This is a genomic window from Paraburkholderia sp. J10-1, assembly GCF_905220165.1.
Taxonomy (GTDB): domain Bacteria; phylum Pseudomonadota; class Gammaproteobacteria; order Burkholderiales; family Burkholderiaceae; genus Paraburkholderia.
In genome coordinates this window covers 126,649-138,576 of record NZ_CAJMYW010000005.1, presented here as the reverse complement: position 1 = coordinate 138,576, position 11,928 = coordinate 126,649, and the positions used below count along the sequence as shown (strand labels likewise).

Here is an 11,928-nt window from a genome sequence, read left to right as displayed (position 1 = left end):
GGGCATGAATTCCCAAACCGACCTCGTCCCCGCCACCGCCAGCGCGCCGGCCTCCGCCGCCGCTGCGGATTCCGACTCGCAGATCATGGCGCAGCACGCGCAATTCGTGGATTGGATGCGATCGGTCGCACCCTACATCCACGCGTTCCAGGGCAAGACATTCGTCGTCGGTTTCGGCGGCGAGGTCGTGCACCAGAATCTGCTCAACGCGCTCGTTGCCGACATCGCTCTCCTGCAGGCCATGGGCATCCAGATCGTGCTCGTGCACGGTTCGCGCCCGCAGGTCGAAGAGCAGATGAGCCTGCACGGCGTCGAGTCCGAGTTCTCGCACGGCATGCGCATCACCAATGCCCGCGCGCTCGAATCGGCGAAGGAAGCGGCCGGTGAAGTGCGTCTCGACATCGAGGCCGCGATCAGCCAGGGTCTGCCGAATACGCCCATGGCGCACGCGCACATCAGCGTGGTGTCGGGCAACTTCGTGACGGCGCGTCCGGTCGGCATTCTCGACGGCGTGGACTTCCAGCACACGGGTGTCGTGCGCAAGATCGACGCCGATTCGATCCGCCACTCGCTCGCGAGCCGCAAGCTCGTGCTGCTCTCGCCGCTCGGCTTTTCGCCCACGGGCGAGGCGTTCAACCTGTCGATGGAAGACGTCGCCTCGGCGGCGGCCATCGCGTTGCGCGCCGACAAGATCATTTTCCTCACGGAGACGCAGGGCCTGATCAACGAGGAAGGCGAGCTGATCCGCGAAATGTCGCTCGACGACGCCTACAAGCTGCAGGAAGGCGGCACCGTGCTCGGCGACGAGGGCTTCTATCTGAAGCACTCCATTCGCGCCTGCCGCGGCGGCGTGGGCCGCGCGCACATCATTCCCTACGTGCTCGACGGCGGCTTGCTGCTCGAACTGTTCCTGCACGACGGCGTGGGCACCATGATCTCGTACGAGAACCTGGAAAGCCTGCGCGAAGCGACCCCCGACGACGTCGGCGGCATTCTCACGCTGATCGAGCCGCTCGAAACCGACGGCACGCTCGTGCGTCGCGGGCGTCACCAGATCGAGCGCGACATCGACCATTTCTCGGTGATCGAGCACGACGGCGTGCTCTTTGGCTGCGCGGCGCTGTACGCGTATTCGCAGGAGCGCATCGGCGAGATGGCGTGCCTCACGGTCTCGCCCGAAGCCCAGGGCTCCGGCGATGGCGAGCGACTCCTGCGCCGTATCGAGCAACGCGCGCGGGCACGCGGCCTCACGCGCATTTTCGTGCTCACGACGCGCACCGAACACTGGTTCCTGAAGCGCGGCTTCGTCAAGGCCACGGTGGACGACCTGCCCGAAGACCGCCGCCGCCTCTATAACTGGCAGCGCAAGTCGCTCGTGCTGATGAAACAGCTCTGAACGTTCCCGTCTGCACCGTCCGCAGACAGGGCGCGCCGCCACCCCACACATACGACTAAGGAGAAGCACAGCATGGCCCGTATGATCCAATGCGCGAAGCTCGGCAAGGAAGCCGAGGGACTCGACTTTCCCCCGCTGCCGGGCGAACTCGGCAAACGCATCTACGAAAGCGTCTCGAAGGAGGCGTGGCAGCAATGGCTCAAGCAGCAGACCATGCTGATCAACGAAAACCGCCTGAACATGGCCGATCCGCGTGCGCGTCAGTACCTGATGAAGCAGACGGAGAAGTTCTTCTTCGGCGAAGGCGCCGACCAGGCGTCGGGCTACGTGCCGCCGACCGAAGGCTAAACACCCTTCCGTTGCACGGTGAGATCTGTCCCTGACAGACGAAAAACGCCGCGCCAATCCCCGCAAAAACCGCGCCCCCGGCGCGGTTTTTTTATGCGCTTCATGCGCTTTCCAGACGGCGGAAACGGTTCCATCGAATCGCGCCAATCCCCCGCCACACGGGGCTTCCAGCCCGCGCCCCAATCCCCGCAGTTGCGGGCGTTTGCGCGATCTTCCGTTATCGTGCTATCATAACGCTTCGTTCAACAGGCATTAGCCATCAATTGCATTCTGGAAGGCGCCCAAAAACGCCGTTAATCCGAATGCGCAGATGACAAAAGGAACGCTCCGCCACGCGGGCTTCTTTTTCGTTTCAGCGGCGCTTTACCGTGCACCTCATGCCGGTCCAGCGTCCTCATGCGCCCTGCCCCCCTTCCACGGCCACGCAGGCGCTACGTTAAACACAATTCGTCCGAGTGTCGTTTCGCGACACCTCAGCATTGCTTTCGTGCGCCGCTCGCCTTGTGCGATGCGTCATCGGCCCGCCCTCGTCCCTGACGACATGCGGCGCGCCGTGCGCGAAATGTCGCCGCTATCGCGAAACGGCACTCTCCGGCAACCGTGGCGGGCTCGCGTGGGGCTCGTCGCAGTCATTGGAGATGCAGACCTTGACCGCTTCCACTTCCGGCTCGTCGGCCCAGACCGACCTTACCCTCGACGACATCACGATCGTCGACAAAAGCCTCCTCAAACGCGCCGTCGGCGCCATGGCGCTCGGCAACGCCATGGAATGGTTCGACTTCGGCGTGTACAGCTACATCGCCGTCACGCTCGGCCAGGTGTTCTTCCCGTCGAGCAGCCCCTCGGCACAGCTCATCGCCACGTTCGGCACGTTCGCGGCCGCGTTCCTCGTGCGCCCGATCGGCGGCATGGTGTTCGGGCCGCTCGGCGACCGCATCGGCCGCCAGCGCGTGCTCGCGATGACGATGATCATGATGGCCTGCGGCACCTTTGCCATCGGCCTGATTCCCTCGTATCACTCGATCGGCATTGCAGCGCCCGCGCTGCTGCTGGTGGCGCGCCTCGTGCAGGGCTTCTCGACCGGCGGCGAATACGGGGGCGCTGCGACCTTCATCGCCGAATTCGCCACCGACAAGCGCCGTGGCTTCATGGGCAGCTTCCTCGAATTCGGCACGCTGATCGGCTATGTGTTCGGCGCGGGCACGGTTGCGGTGCTGACCGCCATGCTCTCGCACCAGCAACTGCTCGACTGGGGCTGGCGCGTGCCGTTCATGATCGCGGGTCCGCTCGGCCTCGTGGGTCTGTATATCCGCACGAAGCTCGAAGAAACGCCCGCGTTCAAGCGCGAAGCGGAACTGCGCGAAGCCGAAGAGCACGCGCGCCCGAAGCTCACGCTGCACTCGCTGCTCACGCAGCATCTGCGCCCCTTCCTGCTGTGCGTGGGTCTCGTGCTGATCTTCAACGTGACCGACTACATGGCGCTGTCGTATCTGCCGAGCTATCTTTCGGCCACGCTGCACTTCAACGAAACGCACGGCCTGTTCCTCGTGCTGATCGTGATGGTCCTCATGATGCCGATGACGCTCGCGTTCGGCCGCCTCTCCGACGCCGTGGGCCGCAAGCCGGTCATGCTCGCGGGCTGCGTGGGCCTGATCCTGCTGTCGATCCCGTCGCTCACACTGATCCAGACGGGCGAGCTCGTGCCGGTGTTCTTCGGTCTCCTGATTCTCGGCGCGCTGCTCTCGTGCTTCACGGGCGTGATGCCCTCGGCGCTGCCGGCGCTGTTCCCGACCGCGATCCGTTACGGCGCGCTCGCCATCGGCTTCAACGTGTCGGTGTCGCTGTTCGGCGGGACGACGCCGCTCGTGGCAGCCTGGCTCGTCGAGCACACGCAGAACCTCATGATGCCCGCCTACTACCTGATGGGCGCGGCGGTGATCGGCATCATCTCGGTGCTGGCGCTGCATGAAACGGCGCGCCGACCGCTGCCGGGCTCGGCGCCGAGCGTGAGCACCAAGGCAGAAGCGCATGCCGTACTGCGCGGCGTGCGTCTCGCACGCGAACTCGACGAGGAGTACGCTGTCGGCAACGCAGTGCGCGCCTGATACGGCACCGCTGAAACGCAAAAAAGGCCAGCCTCGCGCTGGCCTTTTTTCTTGCGCGCTCGTTTCGTTATTCCACGAGATTGACGTGTTCGACGTGCAACGCGCCGTCCTTCCCGATCGTCAGCATCGCCGCCGAGATGGGCAGCTTGAAGCGGCGCGGCCCCGCGCTGCCGGGATTCACGTACAGCACGCCCTCGCGCGTTTCCAGCGCAGGCTTGTGCGAATGCCCGCTCACCACAACGGCAATCCCTTCGCCGGCAGGATCGCCGTGCAGATCCGGCAGTTCGTGGACCACCGCAAGTCGAACGCCGCCAAGCTCGACGACGATCTGCACGGGTAACGCCTCGGCCCACGCGCCATGGTCGTTGTTGCCGCGCACGACAGTGAGCGGCGCGATGGCCGCGAGCGTGTCGAGCACGCGTTGATCGCAGATGTCGCCCGCGTGCACGATGGCATCCGCGCCCTCGACGAAGGCGAGCAACTCGGGACGCACGAGATTGTGCGTGTCGGAAACCAGAGCGACGCGCAGGGGATAGTTCGTGGGCATGACATTGCGTATCGGTTCAATAGTGCCGATTATCGCCGCGCTCACGCCTCGCTGTCGCCTTCACCTTGCGCCGCGCCGATATACACCGCGAGCCATACGCTCGGCACGCTCGGATCAGTCCACGACACGCGATGGCGGCAGTGCGCCGGAATATGCACGTAGTCGCCGGGCAGCAGGCGTCGCGGCGGCTGCGCCGCATCTTCGAATTCCAGCGTCGCCGCGCCGACGAGGAGCGCCACCCACTCTTCGCGCGCATCGTCGTACCAGAATCCTGGCGGGCTCGCCTGGCCTGTGGAGACGATGCGTTCGATCAGCACCCCGTCGCGCGAAACGAGCGTATCGAAGCGCTCTTCAGTGGCGTCCGGGTTGATGCCTGCAAAGAGGTTGCCAAACGCGGCGCTGTTCGGTTCGTTCATGCAGAAGCGCTCATTCAAGCGGTTTCAGGCCGTCGAGCAACGTGGGCACCAGTTCGCTCACAGTCGGGTGCACGTGCATCGCGTATTGCAGCGTCGTGTAGGGCGCGTCGGCCGTCATCGTGTCGATGAACGTGTGGATTGCCTCGTCGCCCTCGATGCCGAATATCGCCGCGCCGAGAATGCGTTGCGTTTGCGGATCCACCAGCGCCTTCATGAAGCCGTCGGTCTCGCCGCGTTCGCGCGCGCGGCCCACGCGCGACATCGGCATCGTCGCGATCAGCGCGGGTTTGCCGCGCTCGCGCACGTCGCGCTCGCTCATGCCAACGCGCGCAAGCGGCGGATCGACGTACACGGCGTAAGCGGGAATGCGTGTGTCGGCGCTGCGCGATTTGCCGTCCAGCAGATTCGCCGCGACGATCTGGAAATCGTCGTATGACGTGTGCGTGAACGCGCCACGACCGTTCACGTCCCCCAATGCCCAGATGCCCTCAACGCGCGTACGCAATTGACCATCCACAGCGATGAGCCCGTGCGCGTCACGCTCGATGCCAGCGGCGTCGAGCCCCAGATCGTCGGTGTTCGGCAGGCGCCCCGTTGCAAAGAGCAGATGCGAAACGTCAAGCGGGCCGCTGTCGAGCGCGATGCGCACGCCCGCCTCGCCTTCGAGCGGCGAGACGCTGCGCGGTTCGGCGCCGAAGCGAAATTCCACGCCTTCGCGCGCAAGCACGTCCTGTACGGCGCGCGAGAAATCGTCGTCCTCGCGAGCGAGCACGCGTTGCCCGCGCACGAGCACCGTCACGAGGCTGCCGAAGCGGCGAAACATCTGCGCGAACTCAAGCGCCACGTAGCTGCCGCCGCAGATCGCCAGATGCGCGGGCAGTTGCTCGAGCGCGAGCAGCGTCGAATTGGTTTCGTAGCGGATCGTCTCGAGGCCGGGAATGGCGGGAATTTGCGCGCGCGTGCCCGTGTTGATGAAGATCTCGGGCGCTTCGAGATCGATCTGCGTACCGTCGCGCGCAGCGACGCGCACCGCATGCGCGCCCGCGAAGCGCGCGTGCCCCGTAAACACGGTGACGTTCGGCGTATGGCGCAGCCAGCTTTCGACGCCATCGCGCGACGCCGCGATGATGCGCTCCTTGCGCGCGTTCACGAACGCGAGATCGACGCGAACGTCGCCCGGCTGCGCGCCCTTTCCGGGTTGCACACCGAAATCTGCCGCATGGCGCACCACGTGCGCGGCACGCGCGCAAGCGACATACGCCTTGGTCGGCGTGCAGCCCACGTTCACGCAGGTCCCGCCGAACGACGCGCGCTCGATCACCGCCGTCTTGCGGCCGCTTTTGCCAAGCCGCACGGCGAGCGGCGGCCCGCTCTGCCCCGTGCCGATCACGATCGCATCGAAACGCTGTGCCATGCCGCCCTCCTTTGCCGTTGACCCGAGTTGAGCCGCAAGTTGAACCGCGAATTGCGCCTGAGCCGACTGGCCGCGCGCCGTGAACGAGCGGCAGATCGCGCCATCTTACGCGCGACGAACGGCCACCGCCGCCAGTGTGATTCAGCGAATCGGGTCGGTATCGGCGCGCATCGCGAAGGACGACGATCGCGCAAAAAAAGAGCCGCCTCACACGTCGAGGCGGCTCACAGGGTGACGTCACAACAGCAAACGGGCGAAGCCGCTGCGCGTCAGGGGGATCGGCGAACGTCAGTGCGCGTTTGCGTCAGGCGTTCGATGAATAGGCGATTGGAGATTCCGTCGTTAAAGTCAGGCAAATTCAGTGCACGTGCGATCAGTGCACGCAATCGGCGGGCGCACCTTCCCCATGGCCCGCGCTCCACAGTTCGCGCGAACGCTGGAACGCGGCGCGCGCACCGCGCGTTGCCACCATCAGCCCGACTTGCCCCAAGTTGAAGTCGACCGACACCATCAGCTGCATCAGGTCCACCATCGGTAGAACCAACGCTGGCTGATACAACTGTCGTTCGATAAAGGATTTCATGACCGCTCCCGCTGCATGCCCCGCGTCCTCCTGACGCAGGGTCATTCGATGGTTGTCATTCTAGGAATGCAGCGTGCGCTGATAAATGGGCCGTCCGCGAAGTCACTTGTCGAAAATCGCAAACAATCGAAAGACTGGCGGAGGCATCGGGTGCGGCGTTGCTCCTCGCCCCGCCACACGGTGCTTTGCGCGAGGCCCGGCTGGCGCGGGCGTGCTTCAGTCGAGGGGGGTGGCAACGAACACCGGCAGCGTCTCAGCGCGCGCGGAAAGCGCGGCAATCGCCGGATATCGGGCGGGATCGGCGCAGCCAGGCAGGATGTACTGGTTGAAACGCCACGCAACGGCCGCGGTGATGTCGGCTTGCGTGATACGGCCCGCGCACAGCCAGCCGTCGCGGCCCGCAACGAGCTGGTCGAGCACGGCCCACGCCGCATGCATCTGGGCGTTCACGCGCTCGAACCAAGGCTCGTGCTGGCGCTCGGCGGGACGCAATTCGCGCTCGTAGACCTGCTGCACCGTCTTTTCCATGGCCGCGAGCGCGAAACCGTTCACGCGCAGTGCAAAAGTCCGCTCCTGGGTCTCCTCCGGCATGAGCCGCTGCGCGGCGGGCACCTTGTGGTCCAGGTAGTCGAGGATCAGCGTCGAGTCGATCAGCTGCGTGCCGTCGTCGTCGATAAAGGTGGGGGCCTTCACGACGGGATTGATCTGGGCAAATTCGTCGTACTGCCGAAAAACCGAAATGCTGCGGTGCTCGAACGGCAGGCCGAGCACATGAAGCGAAATCGCGACGCGACGCACATAGGGGGAGTCCATCATGCCGATCAACTGCATGGGTTCACCTCGCACAGGAAAAAAGGGATCGGGCGTCGATCTTGCAGGAAGCCCCGCCGTATTTCAAGACAGCCGGACGCAGCGGGGTCGGGCGTCATGCCGCGGCCCGTGCATGGCGTTTCCGCCTTTCCACGCTTGCAGCGGGCGGAAAAACAGTGCCGCATGGTGGTTTTCCGGCGGCGCGTTGTGCAAAAACACACCGTGTCGATGTGCCACGTCCAGCTCTGCGCACAACGGAGCTACATTTGTTAGCAGACGTCGAATCTGACGCGTCGCGACATTGTTGCGACGCAGCGCCCGGCCCTGCGTTTGAGCGCTTTTTTGCCGTGCCACGCTACTCAAGGCGCAGCGGCTCGAAAGCGCCAAGCGAAGGAGGCCGAAGCATTACGCAGACCGCATGAAAGCGCGTTTTTATGCGCCACATGTGCTGCAGTGCATCGCCGGGAAACTCCTGGATTCGGACGCCGAACGGCTGAGATAGTCTGAATGCACAAGGAGACGAAATCATGAGACAAGCATTCAATGTTGGTGTTGTCATCGTCCTCGCACTCCTCCTCGCGAATCGGGCCATGACACGTGTGCAGGCTCACGAGGCTGGCTCGCTGACCTGCGCCCAGGGCTCCGCACTCGTTAAGGCCGAAGCGCTCGTGCGCGGATTCGGCGAGCGCGGCGCGAACAGCCAGAGCGAAAACTTCCTCTCTTCCTGTCTCGTGTCGGGCCAGGGTCAAGTCGGCGACCTGATCGCCCACGACTGATTGCCTTGCGCCGCGCGCCCATCCGGGCGCGTTGCGCGGTGCGGGCGCCATTCGACGGCGCCGCACGCAGTGCTATGCTCGCTCGCGGACCCACCGCCGGAGCGCGCTCATGAGCAACCCGCCCAACGCCGTACACCACTCGGCCGAACAGGGCTACACGCCCGCCGCAGCTGACCACTACGTGCGCGGCCGCCCCGATTACCCGCCCGAAGTCAACGCCTGGTTGCGCGACACGCTCAGCCTTGGCCCCGGCGCGACAGTCGTCGATCTGGGCGCCGGCACTGGCAAATTCACTCGACGCTTGCTGGAAACCGGCTCCCACGTGATCGCCGTCGAGCCCGTAGCCGCCATGCGGGCGAAGCTTGCCGCCGCGTTACCCGCAGTCGACACCCGTGCGGGTACGGCAGAGTTGCTCCCGCTCGGTGACGCCAGCGTCGACGCGATCGTGTGTGCGCAGGCTTTCCACTGGTTCGCCAACTCGGCCTCGCTCGCCGAAATGCTGCGTGTGCTCAAACCCGGCGGCCGCCTCGGCCTGATCTGGAACCTGCGCGACGCGAGCGTCGAATGGGTCGCGCGGCTCGACGCCATCGTCAACCGCGCCGAAGACGACACGCCGCGCTACTACACGGGCCAGTGGCGCAACGCCTTCCCGTTTGCCGGATTCGGGCCGCTGCACGAGCAGCGCTTCGTGCAAGGCCACACTGGTTCGCCAGAGGACGTGATCGTCGCGCGGGTGAAGTCCACGAGTTTCATTGCGGCCTTGCCGCCCGAAGAGCAGGCCCGCATCGAAGCCGAACTGCGCGCACTGATCGATTCGGAGCCCGAGTTGCGCGGCCAAGCTGTCGTGACAGTGCCCTACGGCACGGCAGCGTTCCACTGCATCAAGCAACCCTAACGAGCCGAAGCGGAGCCGAAGCGCATTGCTTTGGGTTGCCAATGCCCCGGGTTGGCGGCGAGAATGCTCGCGGACCACGGAGAATCTATGAAAGGTTACGTCCTGTTGTTTGTAATGAGCATGCTGACGGCGTGCACATCGGTGACTGCCGTCAATTCGAGACAGGATGGCCATCTCACCGTCACGAGCCGCGCGCGCTGGGATCTGGTTTCGTGGAATCACGTGCGCGCCGTCGGGCTCAGCGAAGCCGAGGACTACTGCGAAAAGCAGAAGAAGCAGCTACACACGGTCGAGATCCATAGCGAAGGCTTGCGCGGTGTGACGTCACAGACAGTAGAGGTAATCTTCGACTGCATCTGATGAGATTCGCACAGTCTTTTCGCCTACCCGCGCCAGACGGGCGTTACAGCCCGTTTCCCCCAGCGTTGAGGACTCAATTCCTTGCGATAGCGCAATAGTTTGTTGTCGTTCACCCTGATACCCAAACCGCATGACCGGGCTAAACTGACGATACATTTTGTTACGTTTAGGGCCGAGTCATGTTGACCGCATTCTTCGTCGCCTGCCCCTTCGGCATTGCGGCATTGTTCGGGTTCGCAAGGTTGATCAATCCCATCACCGGGAAGATCGGCAATCGTTGAGTGCGCAAGCGCCTTGTTGCGGCGCAGCGCCCGACTGATTCATGCGCCGCCATTTCGCGCGGCAGCAGTGAGTTTTTTCCCGCCTTCTTCTGCCCTTCCCTTCGCCGTAACCGCTCTCCTTTCGTGCGTCCGCACGGATTTAGCCGTGCAAATAAAAAACCCGCGAAGCTGAACGCTATCGCGGGTTTCAGGATTCCAGCGGAATCCACTGGAACAACATCTGGTGCCGGGGACCGGACTCGAACCGGCAAGCCGTTAGGCGGCGGATTTTCGTCACACCACGTCTTTCGACGCCACGCGTGCCTGTACGGACGCGCGTTCGTGCGCTGGACTATGCCTTCGCCGTCGCGAAGCGCCGCGTGTGTCACGCCGCGCGCGCCTTAGGCGCCCCCCGTCTAGTCTCTACACCTTCCTGACCGCCGCTTTGCGCAGCAGCCGGCTTGGCTCGGCGTTGCCTCGGCGCCTCGCGCGCAACGCGCTTGATGGCCCAGGGGGTTCGCCGAATTTGAGGGGTTCTGCACCGGCCGTTTCCGGTCGGGCACTCAATCGTTTTTTAAGTCCGCTATGTTTACCAATTTCATCACCCCGGCAGGGCGGACGCGATTCTACCATTGTGCGGCGCATGCCCCAAAGCCACGACCGGCTAGCACGTCCGTCATCTGCCGGTCATACGCATTTTTCATAATCGGCCCCATCGAAAACGTTTACAACGACGCCGGGGCCGCTCGCATGACGCCAACCATCAAGGATGTCGCCGCACACGCCGGATTCTCGATCGCCACGGTGTCGCGTGCGATCAATGCACCGCACACCGTCAACCCCATCACGCTCGCGCGGGTGCGCGAAGCCATCGACGCGCTGAAGTTCCGCCCGAACCCGCTCGGCCGCCAGTTGCGCGGCGAGCGCACGCGGCTCATCGGCGTGGTGCTGCCCACGCTCGCCAATCCGGTGTTCGCGGAGTGCCTGCAAGGCATCGACGAGCTTGCCTGCGCGCAGGGCTTTCGCCTCATGCTGATGACCACGCAGTACGACGCCGATCGCGAGCGCCACGCGATCGAGACGTTGCGCGCGCAACGTGTCGAAGGCCTGATCCTGACCGTCGCCGACGCCGACACGCATCCGTTGCTCGACGAACTCGACGCCGACGGCCCGCTCTACGTGCTGATGCACAACGACACGAAGCGCCGCCCTTCGGTGTCGGTGGACAACCACCAGGCCGCCTGCGACGGCGTGCGCATGCTGATCGCGCACGGCCATCGCCGCATCCTCATGCTGGCCGGCACGCTGGCCGCCTCCGACCGCGCGCGCCAGCGTCATGCCGGCTATGCTCTCGCGATGCAGCAAGCCGGCCTCACGCCTGCGCCGGCCCTTGAAATCGATTTCAATGCGCAAGAGCTCGCGCCTTCGGTGCTCGCACATTTGACGAGCGGGCCCGCGCGCCCCACGGCCCTCTTCTGCAGCAACGACCTGCTCGCCATGGTCGTCATGCGCGGGCTGCGCCGCGCACGCCTGCGCGTGCCACAGGACATGTCGATTCTCGGCTTCGACGGCCTCGCGATGAGCGAACTGCTCGCGCCGCCGCTCGCGAGCATCGGCACGCCGAACCGCGACATTGGCCGCGAAGCGTGGCAATGCCTGATGGCGCGCATCGGCGGCCAGTACGCGGGAGCGCTCGCCAATACGCTGCCGCACACGTTGCGCGCGGGCGGCACCATCGCGGCGATCGCCCACGCGCCGCTCGGCGCGCGCGGGGTTGCGATCGATCGCAACCTCGAACTCGGCGGCGCGCTTTCGTGAGGCGCTTTTGCAGAACCATCAGCAGGCCTTAGTAACACACCGAACAACCTGAACAATCCGGGCCGTGCACGCACGCGGCCCTCATCCACCAGTACGCTCTCGCAACCGACCTGGAGACCTGCCGTGACCCGCCGACTCGCCTTTGCCGGCCCGCTTTCGCTTGCACCCGTGCGCGCTGCCCTGCGCACGCTAGCTGCGCC

12 protein-coding genes are annotated in these 11,928 nt (G+C 64.9%); 7 read left to right on the top strand and 5 right to left on the bottom strand.

Translation table 11 applies throughout. The features are described from left to right. The first annotated feature begins 4 nt into the window (after positions 1 to 4). From argA to proP, 3 genes are all read left to right on the top strand, one after another. Complete coding sequence (gene argA / locus U5A65_RS18070; protein WP_321909020.1) at positions 5 to 1,396, top strand: amino-acid N-acetyltransferase; 1,392 nt, start codon at positions 5 to 7, stop codon at positions 1,394 to 1,396. Positions 1,397 to 1,468: 72 nt separating this feature from the next. Continuing rightward, the gene (locus U5A65_RS18065; protein ID WP_069268157.1) at positions 1,469 to 1,744 is read left to right on the top strand and encodes an oxidative damage protection protein; all 276 of its coding nucleotides are present in this window, start codon (positions 1,469 to 1,471) and stop codon (positions 1,742 to 1,744) included. 647 nt (positions 1,745 to 2,391) lie between these two features. Continuing rightward, a complete protein-coding gene (proP, locus tag U5A65_RS18060; RefSeq protein WP_321909022.1) occupies positions 2,392 to 3,849 on the top strand; it encodes a glycine betaine/L-proline transporter ProP in 1,458 nt (485 codons plus the stop codon). 67 nt (positions 3,850 to 3,916) lie between these two features. Here proP and U5A65_RS18055 read toward each other — a convergent pair whose 3' ends face one another. The 5 genes from U5A65_RS18055 to U5A65_RS18035 all read right to left on the bottom strand — a co-directional run bounded on the left by U5A65_RS18055 (position 3,917) and on the right by U5A65_RS18035 (position 7,640). After that, the gene (locus tag U5A65_RS18055; RefSeq protein ID WP_321909023.1) at positions 3,917 to 4,396 is read right to left on the bottom strand and encodes a metallophosphoesterase family protein; all 480 of its coding nucleotides are present in this window, start codon (positions 4,394 to 4,396) and stop codon (positions 3,917 to 3,919) included. 41 nt (positions 4,397 to 4,437) lie between these two features. Further along, a complete protein-coding gene (locus tag U5A65_RS18050; protein WP_321934924.1) occupies positions 4,438 to 4,812 on the bottom strand; it encodes a cupin domain-containing protein in 375 nt (124 codons plus the stop codon). Positions 4,813 to 4,822: 10 nt separating this feature from the next. Further along, entirely contained in the window at positions 4,823 to 6,226 is a 1,404-nt protein-coding gene (locus U5A65_RS18045; protein ID WP_321946919.1) for an FAD-containing oxidoreductase, read from the bottom strand. A gap of 373 nt (positions 6,227 to 6,599) precedes the next feature. Next, entirely contained in the window at positions 6,600 to 6,854 is a 255-nt protein-coding gene (locus tag U5A65_RS18040; protein WP_415765122.1) for a hypothetical protein, read from the bottom strand. A 171-nt stretch (positions 6,855 to 7,025) separates the two neighbouring features. Then, on the bottom strand, positions 7,026 to 7,640 hold the full coding sequence (locus U5A65_RS18035) for a glutathione S-transferase (protein WP_321909027.1): 615 nt from the start codon (positions 7,638 to 7,640) through the stop codon (positions 7,026 to 7,028). A gap of 506 nt (positions 7,641 to 8,146) precedes the next feature. Between U5A65_RS18035 and U5A65_RS18030 the strand changes: the two genes are divergently transcribed. From U5A65_RS18030 to U5A65_RS18015, 4 genes are all read left to right on the top strand, one after another. Then, entirely contained in the window at positions 8,147 to 8,395 is a 249-nt protein-coding gene (locus tag U5A65_RS18030; RefSeq protein ID WP_321909028.1) for a hypothetical protein, read from the top strand. A 109-nt stretch (positions 8,396 to 8,504) separates the two neighbouring features. Beyond that, positions 8,505 to 9,290, top strand: coding sequence for a class I SAM-dependent methyltransferase (locus tag U5A65_RS18025; RefSeq protein ID WP_321946918.1), 786 nt, complete (start codon positions 8,505 to 8,507; stop codon positions 9,288 to 9,290). Positions 9,291 to 9,377: 87 nt separating this feature from the next. Further along, positions 9,378 to 9,650 (top strand): hypothetical protein, encoded by a 273-nt coding sequence (locus U5A65_RS18020; protein WP_321946917.1) that lies wholly within the window; start codon positions 9,378 to 9,380, stop codon positions 9,648 to 9,650. A 1,010-nt stretch (positions 9,651 to 10,660) separates the two neighbouring features. After that, positions 10,661 to 11,728: a LacI family DNA-binding transcriptional regulator gene (locus U5A65_RS18015; protein WP_321909033.1), complete on the top strand. Its 1,068-nt coding sequence runs from the start codon at positions 10,661 to 10,663 to the stop codon at positions 11,726 to 11,728. The last annotated feature ends 200 nt before the right edge of the window (positions 11,729 to 11,928 follow it).